The sequence below is a fragment of the Nocardia sp. NPDC003726 genome (assembly GCF_053586955.1).
Genome location: NZ_JBSFNF010000016.1, coordinates 94,582 through 112,747, shown reverse-complemented (window position 1 = coordinate 112,747; position 18,166 = coordinate 94,582). Strand labels below are relative to the sequence as shown.

The following is an 18,166-nucleotide window of genomic DNA, read 5'->3' as shown; positions in this document are numbered from 1 at the left end:
ATGAGTAGGACCGCCCGGGTGGAGCGGGTCACCAAGGAATCCAGCATCGTCGTCGAGCTGGATCTGGACGGCACCGGCAAGACCGAGATCGCCACCGGCGTCCCCTTCTACGACCACATGCTGACCGCGCTCGGCGCGCACGCGAGCTTCGACCTGACCGTGCGCGCGGAGGGCGACATCGAGATCGAGGCCCACCACACCGTCGAGGACACCGCGATCGTATTCGGCCAGGCGCTGGGCAAGGCGCTGGGCGACAAGGCGGGCATCCGCAGGTTCGGTGACGCCTACATCCCGATGGACGAGACGCTGGCGCACGCCGCGGTCGACGTGTCCGGCCGCCCCTACTGCGTGCACACCGGAGAGCCGGATCATCTGGTGCACACCGTGATCCCCGGTTCCGGGCCGGGCGCGCCGTACTCGACTGTGCTCAACCGCCACGTCTTCGAGTCGATCGCGCTGAACGCGCGCATCGCGCTGCACGTGCGGGTGCTCTACGGCCGCGACCAGCACCATGTCACCGAGGCCGAATTCAAGGCGGTGGCGCGCGCGCTGCGCACCGCCGTGGAGCTCGATCCCCGGGTGAGCGGGATCCCGTCGACGAAGGGAACGCTGTGACCGCCAAATCCGTCGCCCTGCTCGACTACGGGTCGGGGAATCTGCACTCCGCCGAACGCGCCCTGGCCAGGGCGGGCGCGCGGGTCGAGGTGACCGCCGACCCGGAGACGGTGCTGGCCGCCGACGGTCTGGTCGTGCCCGGCGTCGGAGCGTTCGCGGCGTGCATGGCGGGACTGCGCGAGGTGCGCGGCGAGCGCCTGATCGGTCAGCGGCTGGCCGGCGGGCGGCCGGTGCTCGGCATCTGCGTGGGCATGCAGATCCTGTTCGAGCGCGGCGTCGAGTTCGGCGAGGAGGCCGACGGGTGCGCCGAATGGCCCGGCACGGTCGAACGGCTGTCCGCGCCGGTGCTGCCGCACATGGGGTGGAACACCGTCTCCGCCCCGTCCGACAGCGTGCTGTTCGCGGGCTTGGACGCCGAGACCCGGTTCTACTTCGTGCACTCCTATGCCGCGCAGAGCTGGGATCTGCCGCCCGCCGAGCACTTCGCCGCGCCCAAGCTGACCTGGGCCGAGCACGGTGTGCCGTTCCTGGCGGCGGTGGAGAACGGCGCTCTGTCGGCGACCCAGTTCCACCCGGAGAAGTCCGGCGACGCGGGCGCCCAGCTGCTGCGCAACTGGGTGAACGCCCTGTAGGGCCGGTCCCGCGCGCGCCGAGCGCACGGGACCGCCCGTCCGGTCAGTGCTTCCTGACCTTGCTGACCAGCCAGCGCCCGTCGACGTGCTCCACCGTCACGGTCATCGACATGCGGCCGGTCTGCGGGAGACCGTCGGTCTCGTCGCTGGTCACCGTCCGCACCACGTCGACGTCCACCTCGGCGCGGTTGTCGTCACCGGAGACGATGCGGCAATCGGCCGAGTTGGCCTCGGCGCGGATGTGCGCGGCCTCCGCGCTCGACTGGATGTTGGCGCGGAAGCTCTCGAACTCGGACCGGAATTCCCCGGTGCTGAGGTCGAGCATCCGCCGGGCGTGGTCGCCGAACCGCGCGTAGTCGTAAGTCGCCGCGGCGGAGCCGAATTCGCATCCGGCCAGGCGCGCCTCCTCGGGCGGCGCGGCGGTGGCGGCGGGTGCGGCGACGAAGGCCGCGGAGCAGGCGGCTGCCGAAAGGGACAGGGCGGCAGCGAGTTTGGATCGTGACATGCACTTCCTCGGTGCGAAATGAAAGCGGCGAACGGGATGATCACCGAGCGGAGACGATACCGCCCGCGCGGCACGGCTCGCGGCGAACTCGTGGCGAATCGCCCCTCCGCGCCGTCGTGACGTTTTCGTGGTCCGGGCGGGCGGGCGGATCGCCGCGCATGGGATGTTCTCGAACCCCGGCCGGCATTCGAGGCCGGCGGCTTCCGGGTAGACCCTGACTCGTCTATTGGGGGCTCGTTCCGGATCCGCCGGCTGCGGCCCGGAATCTACCGTCGACGCGAGGAGGTCGACATGAGAAGCGTCACTGTTCCGCTGACGACGGGGTGCGCGGTGCTCGCCGCCCTGGCCTGCTACCGCGCACGCGTGCTCGCCGCGCGGTGATCACGGGCGCTTGCCGGTGGACCAGACGGGAGTGGTCTGCACCCGGGACAGGCGCCAGCCTTCGCCGGTACGGACCGCGTCGAAGCGGTAGACCTCGCCCAGGGTGTAGACCGGCGGCGGAGGCGTGCCGTCGGAGGTGGCGAGCGCGAACGTGGCGATCAGGTTGGCCCTGACCTCCGCCGTGTCGCCGTGCAGGTCGATCAGCACGTTGCCGACGACGTGCTGGATGCGCAGGTGTTCGCCGTGGTTGCAGCTCGCCTGGGCGATCAGCGCGTCGCGTCCCTCGGCCGTGCCGCCGGGCGTCTTCGCGGTCGCGCCGGGGGTGTAGATCGCCCGCAGGTCGTCGAAGCGTCCCTCGTCCAGGGCACGGCCGAGTCGGTCGACCAAGGCGGTGATCTCCTGACGGTCCATCAGTTCCCGCAGTTGCGCCGTCGGCGTCGCGGTGGCGGAGGCGCAGGCCGCGGTGAGTGCGGCCAGCGGGAGGGTCAGCAGGGGCAGGGCGAGCCGGAGTCCGCGCATGGGAGGCACCTTTCGAAAAATGTTGGCTGATCCAACGTTGGCTCTGCCAACGTATCAGGTCGTGGGTGGCCCCAACAAGTCTGGGGGGAGTGGTTCTCGCGCAGCACGTGCTCCGTGCCTGCGCCCCGATCTGATCCGTACGTTGCGAGACGGGGACCGATCGCGGGCGCCGACCGGCGCGCGCCGACCGGTCCGGATCCGTGATCGAGGTCCCATCCGCCCAGGCCCTGCGCCCGGACGCCGCCGGGTAACCACTAGGCTGCTCTCGTGAGTCTTGTGCTGCTACCCGCCGTCGATGTCGCCAACGGAGAGGCCGTGCGCCTCGTACAAGGAGAAGCCGGAAGCGAAACCAGCTACGGCTCGCCTCGGGAGGCGGCGCTGGCCTGGCAGGAAGCGGGCGCGGAATGGGTGCACCTGGTCGACTTGGACGCGGCCTTCGGACGCGGCTCGAACCGGGAACTGCTCGCGGGCGTCGTCGGTGAACTCGACGTCAAGGTGGAACTGTCCGGCGGCATCCGCGACGACGAAAGCCTGGAGGCGGCCCTCGCCACGGGCTGCGCCCGGGTGAACCTCGGCACCGCCGCGCTGGAGGACCCGGTCTGGTGCGCCAAGGCCATCGCCCGGCACGGCGAGCGCATCGCCATCGGCCTCGACGTGCGCATCGTCGACGGCGAGCACCGGCTGCGCGGCCGCGGCTGGGTCAGCGACGGCGGCGACCTGTGGGAGGTGCTCGAGCGCCTGGAGCGCGACGGCTGCTCGCGCTACGTGGTGACCGACGTGACCAAGGACGGCACGCTCACCGGCCCGAACCTCGACCTGCTGCGCGAGGTCTGCGCGGCCACCGACGCCCCGGTCATCGCCTCCGGCGGCGTCTCCACCATCGCGGACCTGGTCGCGATCGCCGAACTGGTGCCGGAAGGCGTCGAGGGCTCGATCGTCGGCAAGGCGCTCTACGCGGGCCGGTTCACCCTGCCCGAGGCGCTGGCCGCGGTGAGATGACCCAGGATCTGTCGAGACTGCTCGCGGAGGCGAGCGAGGTCCTCGACTCGGTGCGCCCTCGGTTCATCGAGGGCATCGGCGCGCCGAGCGCGGTCAGCAAAGGCCGCAACGACTTCGCCACCGAGCTGGACCTGGAACTGGAGCGCACCGTCTCCGCCGAACTGCGCAGGCGCACCGGCATCGAGGTGCACGGTGAGGAATTCGGCGGGCCGCAGCTCACCTCGGGCACCGCATGGGTGCTCGACCCGATCGACGGGACCTTCAACTACTCGTCCGGGCATCCGCTCTCCGGCATGTTGCTTGCGCTGGTCCGCGACGGGGAGCCGGTGCTCGGGCTGACCTGGTTACCGCTGCTCGGCCGCCGCTACGCCGCCATGACCGGAGGCCCCGTGCTGCTGAACGGCCGAGCGCTGCCGCCGCTGCCGCGCGGCAGACTGGCCGAGGCGATGATCGGCTTCGGCGCGTTCAACGTCGACTCGCACGGCCGCATCCCCGGCCAGTTCCGCTTCGACCTGCTCGGCCCGCTGAGCAGGCTGTCCTCCCGGGTGCGCATGCACGGCTCGACCGGCATCGATCTGGCGTTCACCGCCTCTGGCGTGCTCGGCGGCGCGATCGTGTTCGGGCACCATCCCTGGGACAACGCGGCGGGCGTCGCCCTGGTGCGCGCGGCGGGCGGAGTGGTCACCGACCTGGTGGGCAGGCCGTGGACCATCGCCTCCGGCTCCGTGCTGGCGGCCGCGCCCGGCGTGCACGAAGAACTGCTCGACATGATCTGCACGGTCGCCGACCCGGCGGCCGCGGAGAAAGGGTGAGGCAATGACGTTGGCCGTACGGGTGATTCCGTGTCTGGACGTCGACGCGGGACGCGTGGTCAAGGGCGTCAACTTCGAAAACCTGCGCGACGCGGGCGATCCCGTCGAACTGGCCGCGCTCTACGACGCGCAGGGCGCCGACGAGCTGACCTTCCTCGACGTGACCGCCTCCACCGGCGACCGCGGCACCATGATCGACGTGGTGACCCGCACCGCCGAGCAGATCTTCATCCCGCTCACCGTCGGCGGCGGGGTGCGCACGGTCGAGGACGTGGACCGCCTGCTGCGCGCGGGCGCGGACAAGGTCTCGGTGAACACCGCCGCGATCGCGCGGCCGGAAGTGCTGCGCGAGATGTCCGAGCGCTTCGGCTCCCAGTGCATCGTGCTGTCGGTGGACGCGCGCACCGTGCCGGACGGGCAGCCGCCGACCCCGTCCGGGTGGGAGGTGACCACGCACGGCGGCAAACGCGGCACCGGCATCGACGCCGTCGAATGGGCCGTGCGCGGCGCCGAACTCGGTGTCGGGGAGATCCTGCTCAACTCGATGGACGCCGACGGCACCAAAGCCGGTTTCGACCTGCCGATGATCCGCGCCGTGCGGGCGGCGGTCACCGTGCCGGTGATCGCCAGCGGCGGTGCCGGCGCGGTCGAGCACTTCGCCCCCGCGGTGCACGCGGGCGCCGACGCGGTGCTCGCGGCCAGTGTGTTCCACTTCGGTGATCTCACCATCGGCCAGGTCAAGGACTCGATGCGGGCGGAGAAGATCGTCATCCGGTAGCGATTGGCGGAAATCCGCCGCGCAGGAAGGCGGGTGGTCCCGGTGCGGTTGCATCGGGCATGACCATCGGAATCGTGCTCTCGCCGTCGGCCATCGATGCCACCGGCAACGCCGTGGACACGGCGGTGGCGCTGGGTGCGGCGGCGGCCGCCGCGGGAGTCTCGTCGGTGTGGCTGGGCCAGCGGCTCAGCTACGACGCCATCGCGCTGGCGGGGATCGTCGGCCGTGCCGTGCCCGGACTGACGGTCGGCACCTCCGCGGTGCCGATCACCGCCCGTCATCCGCTGCTGATCGCCAGTCAGGCGCAGACAGCGCAGGCGGCCACCGGAGGCCGGTTCACCCTCGGGCTCGGCCTCGGCGCGAGATTCCTCGCCGAACCGGTGTTCGGTGGATCCTTCGACCGGCCGATCACCCGACTGCGCGAGTTCCTCACCGCGTTGCGCACCGTCCTGCACACCGGCACGGTGGATTTCCACGGCGAGACGCTCACCGCCGCGGCGCCGCTGCCCGCCGCGGTGGCCGGGGCGCGTCCGCCCGCGCCGATCCTGGTGGCCGCCATGGGCCCGCAGGCCCTGCGCGTCACCGGTGAGCTGGCCGACGGCACCCTGCCCTACCTGGTCGGCCCGAAGGCGCTGGGGGAGCACATTGTCGCACCCATCACCGCGGCGGCCGAGCGGGCCGGTCGCCCCGCGCCGCGAATCACCGTCCTGGTCCCCGGCGTGGTCACCGCCGACGTCGACGCCGCCCGTGCGGCCGCCGCGGCCCAGACGGCGTTCTACGACGACATCCCGTCCTACGCGCGGGTGATCGAGTTGTCCGGCGCGTCGCGGGCGGCCGACCTGGTGGCGATCGGCGACGAGGAATTGATCGCGGCCCGCGTCGCGGAGTACTTCGCGGCGGGCGCGACGGAGGTGGTGTTCGCGCAGACCGATCTGACCACGCCGGAGGACCAGCGACGCACCTGGGAGGTGCTCGGCGAACTCCAGCGCTCCCGCGTGGGCTGATCGCGGCACTCCGGTCGCGCCTGCTCGCGGACGCTCCTGTTATAACGGTGCCATGAGTCTCGACCCCGCCATCGCCGCCCGTCTCAAGCGCAACGACGCCGGGTTGGTGTCGGCCGTCGCGCAGGAACGCGCCACCGGCGACGTGCTGATGGTCGCGTGGATGGACGACGAGGCGCTGGCGCGCACCCTGGAAACTCGTAAGGCCACGTACTATTCGCGGTCGCGGCGGCAGTACTGGGTCAAGGGGGAGACCTCCGGCCACACCCAGTACGTGCACGAAGTGCGGCTCGACTGTGACGGCGACACGATCCTGCTGATCGTCGACCAGGAAGGCGCGGCCTGCCACACCGGCACGCACACCTGCTTCGACTCGGACGTCCTGCTGGCCGCGCGCTCCTGAACCCGCTCAGGAGTCCCCGTTCCGGCGCTGGGAATCGTCGCGGTTCGCGGGCGTGAGTTCGCCGAGCCGGTCGAGCGCGTCGGCCAGCCGCGCGGCCAGCAGTTCGCCGAGTTCGGCGACCTGCGCCTTCTGCGCCTCGTCCAAGCCGTCGAAGACCAAGTGCCGCACGGCTTCCAGATATCCGGGGGCGGCTTCGACGACCTTGCGGTACCCGTCGTCGGTGAGAACGGCGTGCACGCCGCGCCGCCCCGCCGTCACCGAACGCTGCGCCCAGCCCATGCGCTCCAGCTTGGACACCACATGCGACAACCGCGATAACGATGCATTTGCCTTGTGGGCAAGCTCACTCATCTGCAGTCGGTGGCCCGGTTCCTCCGACAACAGTGTCAACACCCAGTACTCGAAATGCGTCACGCCGGACTCGCGCTGCAGCTGGGTGTCGAGAGCTCCTGGCAGCCGCGTCATCAGCGCCACGATCGCACGCCACGCGCGTTGTTCGACCGGGTCGAGCCACTTCGTCACTGTGTGCCTTCTTTCAAGCCGAGTGACGTGGATTCGCGTGCACAGTCACCCGCGACATCGAGTTTGCCACGACTTCGCTCGACCGTCATAAAGATGCTGCGTGAGGTGAGTTCACTCACACGGGCCGCGACGTCGTGTCCTCGGTTTCCGGCGTGCCCGGGTGCGTGCGCCGCCACCTGCGCAGCAGCAACAGCGCGACGGCGAGCAGGAACAGCAGCGTCGCGATGACCGCGCCGGTGAGCATCGCGCCACGGAACGCGGGCGCGTCGACATCCAGGATCCGCTCACCCGCGTGCGCGGCGCTGCTGTTGCCCAGCACGATGGTCAGCGTCATCAGGCTGGGCAGCGCGAACAGGATCGCGACGACCACGGCCGCGCCCGCCGCGAACCTACCCCCTTTGCGCCGCCACACCAGCACGGCGAAAAGCAGCAGGAAAAGCGTGAGGATGGTGAACAATCCGCCGTAGCACAGGCCCCAACCGATGCCCTTGGCGAAACTTCCGTGCACCATCGATCCGACCCGCTGCGCCCACCAGCGCGGGATGAACGCCGACAGGATGAAGTACAGGACGACGAGGACGGCCACTAGCGCCGCACCGCCGATGATCCGGGTGCGCCAGGCGGATGCCGTGGATTTGCGCTCGACCGGCTGACCCTCGGTGGAAGTCATGGATCCAGCCTAGGCCGCGGCATTGCCCGACCGTGGCTGCGAACGCGGCGCGGCGCGCGACTAGCGGCTGCGCAGGTAGTTCAGTGCTTCGTCGGCATGCACGGCGGCGCGCAGCTCACCGGTGATGACCTTGCGAATGGTGCGGTCTGTGTCGATGACAAAGGTTTGCCGCTTCACCGGCGCGAGTTTGCCCAGCAGTCCGCGCTTGACGCCGAACTTCGCGGCGACGGCGCCGTCGGCGTCGGAGAGCAACGGGTAGCCGAGGCGCTGCTTCGCGGCGAATCCGGCTTGGGTGTCCACGTTGTCGGTGCTGATGCCGACACAGGTGGCGCCGAGCGCGGCGAATTCGGCGGCCAGGTCACGGAAGTGACAGGCCTCAGCCGTGCAGACGGGCGTATTGGCCGCGGGATAGAAGAAGAGGACCAGCGGGCCGTCCGCGAGCAGAGCGTCGAGCGAGCGGGGAGCGCCGGATTGATCGGGAAGCTCGAAGTCAGGGGCGAGCTGTCCTTGCTGCATACCCGGGAACACTACCGCGCGGTCGGTGCGAACGGGTATCTCGCGCGGGGGCGGACCTGATGCTCGTGCCCGGCATGCGCCGCTTGCGATCCGATCGCGGCGCCGGTGATTCGGGCACGAGCCGAGGGGACGGCTACGCGCCGATGAGCGCCGCCACCTCAGGGTTCTTGATCGCCATCACATCGAGGATGCCGTGTGCGCGCAGGAACGGCCGCAGCTCCTTGATGCGATCGCTGTGGACGGCGTATTCGTCGGGGAAGCGGTTCTTGTCGAGAGACTCCAGTGCTTTGACGTAGGTGACGAAGGACGCGAGCGCGTTGCCTGGGGCGCCTTGCCGGTGGGTCGGCTGACCCGGGCCAGCGGTGCGCGCGGCTTGCAGGCGAGCGACGGGGTGGTTCGGGACGTGCCGAGGACCCTCGGGCGCTACCGATTGCGAGGGGTACATCAGTTGTCTCCTCTCGAGATGGATACCGCATGCGACGTGGAACGCCGCGAGTGTAGTGAGCCGCGCCACACCTCCGGCGACCGCGTGGGAACCGGACGGTCGACCTGATTTGTCCGGTTTGCCGCGCCGGGTCGTCGCGTGGGCGGCACCGCTCACCGGCCGGCCGGTCCGGCCTGGGATGATGAGTGCATGCCAGGCGCGTCCACTCCCACGACCACGACCCGCGAACAGTTCCATCAGCTGGCCGCGGAGCACCGGGTGGTCCCGGTGACCCGAAAGGTCTTGGCGGACTCCGAGACTCCGCTGTCGGCCTACCGCAAGCTCGCGGGCGACCGGGCGGGCACCTTCCTGTTCGAGTCCGCCGAGAACGGCCGGTCCTGGTCGCGCTGGTCGTTCATCGGCGCGGGCAGCCCGTCGGCGCTGACCGTCGTCGACGGCGAGGCGGCCTGGCTGGGCAGTGTCCCGGCCGACGCGCCCTCCGGCGGCGATCCGCTGGTCGCGCTGCGCGAGACGCTGGAGCTGCTGCGCACCGAGCGCCTGCCCGGCCTGCCGCCGCTGACCGGAGGCATGGTCGGATACCTCGGCTACGACGCGGTGCGCCGGATGGAGCGGCTGCCCAGCCTGGCGCTGGACGACCTGCGACTGCCGGAGATGGTGTTGCTGCTCGCCACCGACCTGGCCGCGTTCGACCATCACGAAGGCGCGATCACGCTGATCGCCAACGCGGTGAACTGGAACGGCACCGCCGAGCGCGTCGACGAGGCATACGACGACGCGGTGGCCCGGCTGGACCGGATGACCGCCGCGCTCGGCGCGCCCGCCGACTCCACCGTGTCGGTGTTCGACCGGCCCGAGCCGCGATACCGGCGCAGGCGCACCACCGAGGAGTTCGGCGCGGGCGTGCGCCGCCTGGTCAAGGAGATCGAGGCGGGCGAGGCGTTCCAGGTGGTGCTGTCCCAGCGTTTCGAGATGGACTACGACGGCGCGCCGATCGATCTGTACCGGATGCTGCGCGCGTCGAATCCGAGCCCGTACATGTACCTGCTGCACGTCCCGGACGGCACGGGCGAGACCGCGTTCTCCATCGTCGGCTCCAGCCCCGAATCGCTGGTCACCGTGAAAGACGGCGTGGCGACGACCCATCCGATCGCGGGCACCCGCTGGCGCGGCGCCACCGAGGAGGAGGACCTGCTGCTGGAGAAGGGCCTGCTCGCCGACGAGAAGGAGAACGCCGAGCACCTCATGCTCGTCGACCTGGGCCGCAACGACCTGGGCCGGGTGTGCGAGCCGGGCACCGTGCGGGTCACCGAGTACCGGCACATCGAGCGCTACAGCCACGTCATGCACCTGGTGTCGACCGTGTCGGGCCGGTTGGCGCCCGGCCGGATCGCGCTGGACGCGGTGCGGGCGTGCTTCCCCGCGGGCACGTTGTCCGGCGCCCCCAAGGTGCGCGCGATGGAGCTGATCGAGGAACTCGAACCCACCCGGCGCGGCATCTACGGCGGCGTCGTCGGGTACCTGGACTTCGCCGGTGACGCGGATACCGCTATCGCCATCCGCACCGCGTTGCTGAAGGACGGCACCGCCTACGTGCAGGCGGGCGCGGGCATCGTCGCGGACTCGGATCCGGAGTACGAGGACGTGGAATCGCGCAACAAGGCGATGGCGGTGCTCAAGGCGATCGCGGCGGCCGGGACGGTGCGGGCCTACGGCGCCGAACCGGGTACGGCGGACGGCGGACCGCTATGACGGCTGCCCCTGACGACGAACCGGGCCGGGCGCGGGAACCGGACACCGGCGCGCCGGCGCGGCCGGAAGCCGCTCCGGCGGCGGACGCTTCCCCGTCGGCCGGAACGGAAGGCGCTGCGCGCCGCAACCATCCCGTTCTCCCCGTGGCGCTGCTCGCCGTCGCCGCGGCCGCGCTGTGGGGGTCGTCGCGGATGACGTGGGTGACGGTCACCTCGTCGGACGGTCTCACCCAGCCCCGCACCGATCATCTGAACGGCGGTGTGTGGTTCGGCGCGCTGACGCCGCTCGCACTGGTCCTGCTCGCCTCGATCGCGGCCGTGCTGGCCACCAAGGGCTGGTTGCGCCGTGTGGTCGGCGTGCTGATCGCGTTGGTCGCCGCGGTGGCGGCGGTGCCCGCGTTCGCGCTGCTGACCGAGTCCGGCCAGATCGCCGAGCGGGCCGCGAAGCTCGCCGAACTCCCGGCGCGCGCGCAGGTCGAGACGGCGACCACGGCGGCGTTCCCCGCCGTGCTCGCGCTGCTCGGCGCGATCGCCGCGTTCGGCGCGGGCGCGCTGCTGGCCCGCATGCCCGCCGAGACGGCGCGGCTGTCGGGCAAGTACGACAACCCGGTCTTCCGGCGCGCCGCGGCCACCGCGGAGGTCACGCAGCGGCGCGCGCAGTCCACGGACGACCGGTCGGCGCCACAGCTGTCCGAGCGCGTGCTGTGGGACGCGCTGGACGCCGGTACCGACCCGACCGACGAACCCCCGGCCGGGCAGACGCCTCCGGAGGATTCCGGCCAAGGTGAGGCAGGCCGCCGTGATCGCTGAGCTATCCGCGCGCGGCGAGTGTGGCGGGTGCCACCTTGCGCCGAGCCCTTCCGCATGGTCCAACCACGGCCCCGGCGGATACGCGCCCGGTAGGTCCATTTATTCTTTGACAGCATCGGTGAGACAGCGCCTGGGGGGATTCTCAGGTAGCAAGTCCGTCTCCCCAGAAAGGATTCGAGCCAGATGACGGTACTCGACTCGATTCTCGACGGGGTCCGCGCGGATGTGGCCGCTCGGGAAGCCCTGCTGGACTTCCAGGCGGTCAAGGCGGCCGCCGCGGCGGCGCCCGCGCCGCTGGACGCCCGCGCGGCGCTGCTCGAGGACGGCATCGGCGTCATCGCCGAGGTCAAGCGAGCAAGTCCGTCCAAGGGCGAGCTGGCGGACATCCCGGACCCGGCGAGTCTGGCCAAGGCCTACGAGGACGGTGGCGCGCGGATCATCAGCGTGCTCACCGAGGGCCGCCGCTTCAACGGGTCGCTGGACGACCTGGACGCGGTCCGCGCCACGGTGAGCATCCCGATCCTGCGCAAGGATTTCGTCGTCGGCCCGTACCAGATCCACGAGGCGCGCGCGCACGGGGCGGACGTCATCCTGCTGATCGTCGCGGCGCTGGAGCAGGACGTGCTGTCGTCCCTGATCGACCGCACCGAGTCGCTTGGCATGACCGCGCTGGTCGAGGTGCACACCGAGGAGGAGGCCGACCGCGCGCTGGAGGCGGGCGCGTCGGTGATCGGCGTGAACGCGCGCAACCTGAAGACGCTCGAGGTCGACCGCGACGTCTTCGCCCGGATCGCGCCCGGATTGCCCACCGAGGTGATCCGGATCGCCGAGTCCGGCATCCGCGGCACGGCCGACCTGCTGGCCTACGCGGGCGCGGGCGCGGACGCCGTCCTCGTCGGCGAGGGTCTGGTGACCAGTGGCGACCCCCGCGCGGCGGTCTCCGAACTGGTGACCGCGGGCACCCACCCGTCCTGCCCGAAGCCGGCGCGGCGGGGCCGGTGACCGGCGTGGCGGTACCCCAGGCCAGCGACGGAGTCGCCCAGCGCAGTGGACACGAGCCCGACGTGGGCGGGCACTTCGGCGTCTACGGCGGCAGGCACGTGCCGGAGGCGTTGATGGCGGTCATCGAGGAGGTCACCGCCGAGTACGAGAAATCGAGGCTCGACGACTCCTTCCTCAACGAACTCGACCGGCTGCAACGCGACTACACCGGCCGCCCGTCGCCGGTGTTCGAGTGCAAGCGGCTGTCCGAGCACGCGGGCGGGGCCCGCATCCTGCTCAAGCGCGAGGACCTGAACCACACGGGCTCGCACAAGATCAACAATGTGCTCGGCCAAGCGCTGCTGGCCAAGCGGATGGGCAAGACCAGGGTCATCGCGGAGACCGGCGCTGGCCAGCACGGCGTCGCCACGGCGACCGCCTGCGCGCTGCTGGGCCTGGACTGCGTCGTCTACATGGGCGCGGTCGACACCGCGCGCCAGGCGCTCAACGTGGCGCGGATGCGCCTGCTCGGCGCCGAGGTGATCTCGGTGACCTCCGGTTCGCAGACGCTCAAGGACGCCATCAACGAGGCGCTGCGCGACTGGGTGACCAACGCCGACGACACCTACTACTGCTTCGGCACCGCCGCGGGCCCGCATCCGTTCCCGATGCTGGTGCGCGATTTCCAGCGCATCATCGGCATGGAGGCACGCGCCCAGGTGCAGGCCGCCACCGGGCGGTTGCCCGACGCGGTCGTCGCCTGTGTCGGCGGCGGATCCAACGCCATCGGCATCTTCCACGCGTTCCTCGACGACACCGACGTCCGGTTGATCGGATACGAGGCGGCCGGTGACGGCGTCGACACCGGCAGGCACGCGGCCACCTTCACCGGCGGGACGCCGGGAGCGTTCCAGGGCGCGTACTCGTACCTGCTGCAGGACGAGGACGGCCAGACCATCGAGTCGCATTCGATCTCGGCGGGCTTGGACTACCCCGGCGTCGGCCCCGAGCACGCCTACCTCAAGGACATCGGCCGCGCCGAGTACCGGCCGATCACCGACACCGAGGCGATGGACGCCCTGCTGCTGCTCAGCCGCAAAGAAGGCATCATCCCGGCGATCGAGTCGGCGCACGCCGTGGCGGGCGCCCTGCGACTGGGCAAGGAACTCGGCGAGGGCGCGATCATCCTGGTGAACCTCTCGGGCCGGGGCGACAAGGACATGGATACGGCAGCGCGGTGGTTCGGGCTGTTCGACGAGCCGAAGGAGCAGGGCCGGTGAGTCAGCAGTCCCGCTTGGCGAACACCTTCGCCGCCTGCCGCGCCGATGGCCGCGCGGCACTGATCGGCTACCTGCCCGCGGGCTATCCCGACCTGGCCGGTTCCATCGAGACCGTGCGCGCGATGGTCGCAGCGGGGTGCGACATCATCGAGGTCGGCGTCGCCTACTCCGATCCCGTGATGGACGGACCGACCATCCAGGCCGCCGCCGAGCAAGCGCTGCGCGGCGGTGTGCGGGTGCGCGACGTGTTCTCGGTGGTCGAGGCGATCACCGGCGCCGGAGGCCAGGCAGTCGTGATGAGCTACTGGAATCCGGTGCTCAAGTACGGCGTGGATCGCTTCGCGCGGGATCTGGCCGCCGCGGGCGGCGCGGGCATCATCACCCCCAACCTGATCCCGGACGAGGCCGACGACTGGTTCGTCGCCTCCTCCACGCACAACTTGGACCGCATCTTCCTGGTCGCGCCGTCGTCCACCGAGGAACGCCTGGTGAAAACGCTCGAGGCCAGCCGAGGTTTCGTCTACGCCGCCTCCACCATGGGCGTGACCGGCGCGCGGGACGTGGTGTCTTCGGCCGCGCCCGCCTTGTGCGCGAGGATCCGGGCCCACTCCGACATCCCGATCGGCGTCGGCCTCGGTGTCCGCTCGGGTGAGCAGGCCGCCGAGATCGCGTCCTACGCCGACGGGGTCATCGTCGGCTCGGCGCTGGTCACCGCGGCGGGCCAGGGACTGGACGCGGTGCGTGCGCTCACCGCGGAACTGGCCGAGGGCGTGCGTTCGGCGACCGTGGCGTCCTAGCCGACCCGGCGGTACCGCGCACCGCTTGGACCAGCGATTCCGCCGCACGTTGCTCCGAGGTCGCGGCCGGGTCGCCATTGGACCGGGATCAGCCGACGGGTTCCCACGCCGCACGATAGGCGGAACGCCGAAAAGAGCGGTGCAAGGGCGGCCGTCGGTCGGCACCCCGGGCGTGTTCCGCGCGGCCCGGGCGAGCCCTCACACGACGAGCGCGGTGCGCTGGTGGCGGGGCGGTCGAGCATCTCCGCTACGGTGGCCCCGTGACGTTACGAGTCCTCGCAGACAGTGTCCTGGCCGACGGCGGCGTCAGCGGCGCCGTGCTGGCCTACCTCCCCAGCCCCGCGCGCGGCGTCTGGCAACTCGGTCCGTTCCCGCTGCGGGCGTACGCCCTGTGCATCATCCTCGGCATCATCGTCGCGATCTGGTGGGGCGAACGGCGCTGGCGCGCACGCGGCGGCCAGCCCGGCGCGATCCTGGACGTCGCGATGTTCGCCGTGCCGTTCGGTCTGGTCGGCGGCAGGCTCTACCACGTGGCCACCGACTGGCAGAAATACTTCGGCGCCGACGGGCACCCGATCGACGCGCTGAAGATCTACCAGGGCGGCCTCGGTATCTGGGGCGCGGTGCTGCTCGGCGGCATCGGCGCCTGGATCGGCTGCCGGGTCTACAAGATCCCGCTGCCCGCCCTGGGTGACGCGGTCGCACCGCCGATCCTGCTGGCGCAGGCCATCGGCAGGATCGGCAACTACTTCAACCAAGAACTCTACGGGCGCGAGACCGACCTGCCGTGGGGCCTGGAGATCTACCGGCGGGTGGGCGACGGCGGACAGCTCGACATGATGAACGGCGCCTCCACCGGCGTGGTCGAGAAGATCGTGCACCCCACCTTCTTGTACGAGCTGCTGTGGAACCTGCTCGTCGTCGTGCTGCTGGTCTACGTGGACAAGCGTTTCCGGATCGGCCACGGCCGCCTGTTCGCGCTGTACGTCGCCGGGTACTGCTTCGGACGGTTCTTCGTGGAACTGATGCGCGCCGACGAGGCGACGAAGATCGCGGGCATCCGGATCAACTCGTTCACCTCCGCCCTGGTGTTCCTGGCCGCGATCGCCTACTTCGTGTTCGCCACCAAGGGGCGGGAGACGCCGCAGCAGTTGCAGCCGGGTGGGAGCCCGCGACCGTGGCCGTGGCAGCTGCGGGCGTTGCGCGCGGCAGGAGCGGCGCGAACCGAGAAGCCCTCGGGCACGGGCGAAGCCGAGAACGCCGGGTCCGTTGCCGACGCCTCCGGGACCGGCACGTCCGTTGCCGAGCCGGACGCGACCGAGCCGGCCCGGCGAAGCGAGGGTTCCGAGAGCGGTTCGCAGAGCACGGATTCGGACAAAGCCGCCTCCGACAAGGGTTGACCCGGCACGTGGCATCCGCTAGGCAACGTTCGGGCGACCCGCCGCGATAACCACTGGAAGCGCCGGCCTGCTCCGGGGAGGACAACCAGGTCGTTCCCGGTGACAATGACTCGTGATCGTCGCGAGCCACGGTTCGGCGATCCAGTGAGGCCGGGGGCCGACAAGAGGGTGCCCGCACTAATGAGGAGGACATCGGTGACCGACCCTTACCAGCAGAACCAGGGCGCCGGGGGCCCGCAGTACGGCCCGCCCGGCACCGGGCCGGACCTGACCAAGCCGCTGGAAGCGCAGAGCCAGCCGTCCTACAGTCCGCCGTCGGACCCCTACGTCCAGCAGCCCCAGTACGGTCAGCCGGCGGGAACCTACGGCCAGCAGCCGGGCGGTTACTTTCCCGCGCCGTACCCGGCCGGTCCGCAGGGCTACAACCCGAACGACCCGGAGGCGCCCTGGGGCCGCGACCCGTTCGGTGTTCCGCTGTCGGACAAGCAGAAGCTCGTCGCCGGCCTGCTGCAGATTTTCCTAGGCAGCTTCGGCGTCGGCCGCTTCTACCTCGGCTACACCGGCCTCGGCGTCGCCCAGTTGGTGGTCAGCGCCATCACCTGCTTCACCGTCGGGTGGATCTGGGGCATCGTCGACGGCGTCCTGATGCTCACCGGCAAGGTGCCCGACAGCGACGGCCGCCCGCTGCGCGACTGACCGCGGCGGATCGTCGGAGGCGGGCGCGGCGTGCCCGCCTCCGAGTCGTCGCGGGCCGCAGGCATCGACAGCAACCATTGCGCGCACGGTGATCGCGACACTGTCGCCGGCGAAAATCCTGGCGTAGCATGACCGGACTCGCGTGCCGTGTGTGGAGCTCCACGCACCGAAGAGAGGGATTCCGTGCGTCGCAAGCTGTTCGCCGCCGCCATGCTCGCCATCGTCGCCGCCACCGGATCGACCGCGTGCGGTGGCAGCGACCCCAACGTGCTGAAGGTCGGCACCGAGGGCACCTACGCCCCGTTCAGCTTCCAGGGCTCCGACGGCAAGCTCACCGGATACGACGTCGAGGTGATCCAGGCGGTCGGCGACAAACTCGGCAAGAAGGTCGAGTTCGTGCAGACGCCGTGGGACGCCATCTTCGCGGGCCTGGAGTCCAAGCGCTTCGACCTGGTGGCCAACCAGGTGACCGTGAACGACGAGCGCACGGCCAAGTACGCGCTGTCGACGCCCTACACCACGTCGGCGGGCGTGATCGTCACTCGCGCCGACAACAACGCCGTCACCGGCCTGGCCGATCTCGCCGGGAAGACCTGCGCGCAGTCGGCCACCAGCAACTGGAGCAAGGTCGCCACCGACGCGGGCGCGAAGGTCGAGGCCGTCGAGGGCTTCGTGCAGGCCGTCCAGCTGCTGAAGAACGGCCGCGTGGACGCCACCGTCAACGACAATCTCGCCGTCGCCGAATACACCGAGAAGACCGGCGACACGAGTGTGAAGATCGCCGCCAGGACCGGATCGGTGAGCAAGCAGGCGTTCGCGGCGCGCAAGGGCGACGCGCTGATCACCGACGTGGACAAGGCGCTCGACCAGCTGCGCGCCGACGGCACCCTGGCGAAGATCTCGGACAAGTACTTCGGCACCGACGTCAGTCGGTAGCCGGCACCGTTCATGGACGCCGCCACCCGGGATCTCGTCTGGCACAACCTGTCGCCGATGCTGCAGGCCACCGTCACCAAAACCCTTCCGCTCACCGCCATGAGCTTCGCCATCGGCCTGGCGCTCGCGCTGTTCGTCGCGCTGGCCAGGATGTCGCCTGCGTGGCCGTTGTCGGCGGCGGCCCGTTTCTACATCTCGATCATTCGCGGCACGCCGCTGCTGGTGCAGCTGTTCATCGTGTTCTACGCGCTGCCGCAGTTCGGCATCGTGATCGACCCCTTTCCCGCCGCGGTGATCGCGTTCAGCCTCAACGTCGGCGGATACGCGGCCGAAGTGGTGCGCGCCGCGATCCTGAGCGTCGCGACGGGCCAGTGGGAGGCGGCGCAGGCGCTCGGCATGTCGTACCCGATGATGCTGCGGCTGATCATCCTGCCGCAGGCCGCGCGCATCGCCGTGCCGCCGCTGTCGAACACGCTGATCTCCTTGGTGAAGGACACCTCGCTGGCCTCGACCATCCTGGTGACCGAGCTGCTGCGCGTCGCCCAGCTCGCCGCCGCCCCCACCTTCGACTTCTTCGCGCTCTACGGGGTCGCGGCGCTGTATTACTGGGTGATCTGCCTGATCCTCGGGTTCGGGCAGACCCGGCTGGAAACGAGGTTGGCCCGTCATGTCGCCCGCTGAATACTCATTTGTACCTGCGATGGAGCTGTCGTTCATTTT

The 18,166-nt window shown here is 70.6% G+C and carries 22 protein-coding genes; 16 read left to right on the top strand and 6 right to left on the bottom strand.

What is annotated here, in order from left to right:
- Together hisB and hisH are read left to right on the top strand one after the other, a co-directional pair.
- Positions 1–615: an imidazoleglycerol-phosphate dehydratase HisB gene (gene hisB, locus ACWDMM_RS21435; protein ID WP_195082708.1), complete on the top strand. Its 615-nt coding sequence runs from the start codon at positions 1–3 to the stop codon at positions 613–615.
- The gene (hisH, locus tag ACWDMM_RS21430; protein WP_357208578.1) at positions 612–1,247 is read left to right on the top strand and encodes an imidazole glycerol phosphate synthase subunit HisH; all 636 of its coding nucleotides are present in this window, start codon (positions 612–614) and stop codon (positions 1,245–1,247) included. The genes hisB and hisH overlap by 4 nt, the downstream gene beginning before the upstream one ends.
- 43 nt (positions 1,248–1,290) lie before the next feature.
- Here hisH and ACWDMM_RS21425 read toward each other — a convergent pair whose 3' ends face one another.
- Positions 1,291–1,752: a hypothetical protein gene (locus ACWDMM_RS21425; protein ID WP_195082710.1), complete on the bottom strand. Its 462-nt coding sequence runs from the start codon at positions 1,750–1,752 to the stop codon at positions 1,291–1,293.
- A gap of 381 nt (positions 1,753–2,133) precedes the next feature.
- Positions 2,134–2,652, bottom strand: a complete 519-nt coding sequence (locus tag ACWDMM_RS21420; protein WP_357208575.1) for a nuclear transport factor 2 family protein — start codon at positions 2,650–2,652, stop codon at positions 2,134–2,136.
- A gap of 267 nt (positions 2,653–2,919) precedes the next feature.
- On the opposite strand from ACWDMM_RS21420, the gene priA reads away from it, so the two are divergent.
- The 5 genes from priA to hisI are packed head-to-tail and all read left to right on the top strand — an operon-like array spanning position 2,920 to position 6,645.
- The gene (gene priA / locus ACWDMM_RS21415; RefSeq protein WP_039797252.1) at positions 2,920–3,651 is read left to right on the top strand and encodes a bifunctional 1-(5-phosphoribosyl)-5-((5-phosphoribosylamino)methylideneamino)imidazole-4-carboxamide isomerase/phosphoribosylanthranilate isomerase PriA; all 732 of its coding nucleotides are present in this window, start codon (positions 2,920–2,922) and stop codon (positions 3,649–3,651) included.
- Positions 3,648–4,463 (top strand): inositol monophosphatase family protein, encoded by an 816-nt coding sequence (locus ACWDMM_RS21410; RefSeq protein WP_195082712.1) that lies wholly within the window; start codon positions 3,648–3,650, stop codon positions 4,461–4,463. Before priA ends, ACWDMM_RS21410 begins: the two co-directional genes overlap by 4 nt.
- A 4-nt stretch (positions 4,464–4,467) precedes the next feature.
- The gene (gene hisF / locus ACWDMM_RS21405) at positions 4,468–5,241 is read left to right on the top strand and encodes an imidazole glycerol phosphate synthase subunit HisF (protein ID WP_067809507.1); all 774 of its coding nucleotides are present in this window, start codon (positions 4,468–4,470) and stop codon (positions 5,239–5,241) included.
- A gap of 59 nt (positions 5,242–5,300) precedes the next feature.
- Complete coding sequence (locus ACWDMM_RS21400; protein WP_195082713.1) at positions 5,301–6,245, top strand: TIGR03564 family F420-dependent LLM class oxidoreductase; 945 nt, start codon at positions 5,301–5,303, stop codon at positions 6,243–6,245.
- Between the two features lie 52 nt (positions 6,246–6,297).
- On the top strand, positions 6,298–6,645 hold the full coding sequence (gene hisI, locus ACWDMM_RS21395) for a phosphoribosyl-AMP cyclohydrolase (protein ID WP_195082714.1): 348 nt from the start codon (positions 6,298–6,300) through the stop codon (positions 6,643–6,645).
- Between the two features lie 6 nt (positions 6,646–6,651).
- Here hisI and ACWDMM_RS21390 read toward each other — a convergent pair whose 3' ends face one another.
- The 4 genes from ACWDMM_RS21390 to ACWDMM_RS21375 form a co-directional block, all read right to left on the bottom strand.
- On the bottom strand, positions 6,652–7,110 hold the full coding sequence (locus tag ACWDMM_RS21390) for a MarR family winged helix-turn-helix transcriptional regulator (RefSeq protein ID WP_195082837.1): 459 nt from the start codon (positions 7,108–7,110) through the stop codon (positions 6,652–6,654).
- 172 nt (positions 7,111–7,282) lie between these two features.
- Positions 7,283–7,837 (bottom strand): permease, encoded by a 555-nt coding sequence (locus tag ACWDMM_RS21385; RefSeq protein WP_357109504.1) that lies wholly within the window; start codon positions 7,835–7,837, stop codon positions 7,283–7,285.
- A gap of 60 nt (positions 7,838–7,897) precedes the next feature.
- Positions 7,898–8,353, bottom strand: coding sequence for a peroxiredoxin (locus tag ACWDMM_RS21380; protein ID WP_195082716.1), 456 nt, complete (start codon positions 8,351–8,353; stop codon positions 7,898–7,900).
- Between the two features lie 133 nt (positions 8,354–8,486).
- The gene (locus ACWDMM_RS21375) at positions 8,487–8,798 is read right to left on the bottom strand and encodes a hypothetical protein (RefSeq protein WP_195082717.1); all 312 of its coding nucleotides are present in this window, start codon (positions 8,796–8,798) and stop codon (positions 8,487–8,489) included.
- A gap of 189 nt (positions 8,799–8,987) precedes the next feature.
- Here ACWDMM_RS21375 and ACWDMM_RS21370 point away from each other — a divergent pair, with 189 nt between their 5' ends.
- The 9 genes from ACWDMM_RS21370 (at position 8,988) to ACWDMM_RS21330 (ending at position 18,127) form a co-directional block, all read left to right on the top strand.
- Positions 8,988–10,547, top strand: coding sequence for an anthranilate synthase component I (locus ACWDMM_RS21370; RefSeq protein WP_195082718.1), 1,560 nt, complete (start codon positions 8,988–8,990; stop codon positions 10,545–10,547).
- On the top strand, positions 10,544–11,356 hold the full coding sequence (locus ACWDMM_RS21365; RefSeq protein ID WP_449939032.1) for a TIGR02234 family membrane protein: 813 nt from the start codon (positions 10,544–10,546) through the stop codon (positions 11,354–11,356). The genes ACWDMM_RS21370 and ACWDMM_RS21365 overlap by 4 nt, the downstream gene beginning before the upstream one ends.
- Before the next feature lie 183 nt (positions 11,357–11,539).
- A complete protein-coding gene (trpC, locus tag ACWDMM_RS21360) occupies positions 11,540–12,358 on the top strand; it encodes an indole-3-glycerol phosphate synthase TrpC (protein WP_039797261.1) in 819 nt (272 codons plus the stop codon).
- Entirely contained in the window at positions 12,355–13,617 is a 1,263-nt protein-coding gene (trpB, locus tag ACWDMM_RS21355) for a tryptophan synthase subunit beta (RefSeq protein ID WP_195082720.1), read from the top strand. The genes trpC and trpB overlap by 4 nt, the downstream gene beginning before the upstream one ends.
- Entirely contained in the window at positions 13,614–14,414 is an 801-nt protein-coding gene (gene trpA, locus ACWDMM_RS21350) for a tryptophan synthase subunit alpha (protein WP_195082721.1), read from the top strand. The genes trpB and trpA overlap by 4 nt, the downstream gene beginning before the upstream one ends.
- Positions 14,415–14,674: 260 nt before the next feature.
- Positions 14,675–15,814 (top strand): prolipoprotein diacylglyceryl transferase, encoded by a 1,140-nt coding sequence (gene lgt, locus ACWDMM_RS21345; RefSeq protein WP_323124495.1) that lies wholly within the window; start codon positions 14,675–14,677, stop codon positions 15,812–15,814.
- Positions 15,815–16,009: 195 nt separating this feature from the next.
- Positions 16,010–16,510 carry a TM2 domain-containing protein gene (locus tag ACWDMM_RS21340; RefSeq protein ID WP_357109512.1) on the top strand — a complete coding sequence of 167 codons (501 nt, stop codon included), beginning with the start codon at positions 16,010–16,012 and terminating at the stop codon, positions 16,508–16,510.
- A 183-nt stretch (positions 16,511–16,693) separates the two neighbouring features.
- Positions 16,694–17,446 carry an amino acid ABC transporter substrate-binding protein gene (locus tag ACWDMM_RS21335; RefSeq protein WP_449939029.1) on the top strand — a complete coding sequence of 251 codons (753 nt, stop codon included), beginning with the start codon at positions 16,694–16,696 and terminating at the stop codon, positions 17,444–17,446.
- 12 nt (positions 17,447–17,458) lie between these two features.
- On the top strand, positions 17,459–18,127 hold the full coding sequence (locus tag ACWDMM_RS21330) for an amino acid ABC transporter permease (protein ID WP_357109515.1): 669 nt from the start codon (positions 17,459–17,461) through the stop codon (positions 18,125–18,127).
- Positions 18,128–18,166: the final 39 nt, after the last annotated feature.

Coding starts and splice junctions, on each gene's coding strand:
- hisB (WP_195082708.1), top strand. CDS start 1: ATGAGTAGGACCGCCCGGGTGGAGCGGGTCACCAAGGAATCCAGCATC.
- ACWDMM_RS21425 (WP_195082710.1), bottom strand. CDS start 1,752: ATGTCACGATCCAAACTCGCTGCCGCCCTGTCCCTTTCGGCAGCCGCC.
- ACWDMM_RS21420 (WP_357208575.1), bottom strand. CDS start 2,652: ATGCGCGGACTCCGGCTCGCCCTGCCCCTGCTGACCCTCCCGCTGGCC.
- ACWDMM_RS21410 (WP_195082712.1), top strand. CDS start 3,648: ATGACCCAGGATCTGTCGAGACTGCTCGCGGAGGCGAGCGAGGTCCTC.
- hisF (WP_067809507.1), top strand. CDS start 4,468: ATGACGTTGGCCGTACGGGTGATTCCGTGTCTGGACGTCGACGCGGGA.
- ACWDMM_RS21400 (WP_195082713.1), top strand. CDS start 5,301: ATGACCATCGGAATCGTGCTCTCGCCGTCGGCCATCGATGCCACCGGC.
- hisI (WP_195082714.1), top strand. CDS start 6,298: ATGAGTCTCGACCCCGCCATCGCCGCCCGTCTCAAGCGCAACGACGCC.
- ACWDMM_RS21390 (WP_195082837.1), bottom strand. CDS start 7,110: ATGACGCGGCTGCCAGGAGCTCTCGACACCCAGCTGCAGCGCGAGTCC.
- ACWDMM_RS21385 (WP_357109504.1), bottom strand. CDS start 7,837: ATGACTTCCACCGAGGGTCAGCCGGTCGAGCGCAAATCCACGGCATCC.
- ACWDMM_RS21380 (WP_195082716.1), bottom strand. CDS start 8,353: ATGCAGCAAGGACAGCTCGCCCCTGACTTCGAGCTTCCCGATCAATCC.
- ACWDMM_RS21375 (WP_195082717.1), bottom strand. CDS start 8,798: ATGTACCCCTCGCAATCGGTAGCGCCCGAGGGTCCTCGGCACGTCCCG.
- ACWDMM_RS21370 (WP_195082718.1), top strand. CDS start 8,988: ATGCCAGGCGCGTCCACTCCCACGACCACGACCCGCGAACAGTTCCAT.
- ACWDMM_RS21365 (WP_449939032.1), top strand. CDS start 10,544: ATGACGGCTGCCCCTGACGACGAACCGGGCCGGGCGCGGGAACCGGAC.
- trpC (WP_039797261.1), top strand. CDS start 11,540: ATGACGGTACTCGACTCGATTCTCGACGGGGTCCGCGCGGATGTGGCC.
- ACWDMM_RS21330 (WP_357109515.1), top strand. CDS start 17,459: ATGGACGCCGCCACCCGGGATCTCGTCTGGCACAACCTGTCGCCGATG.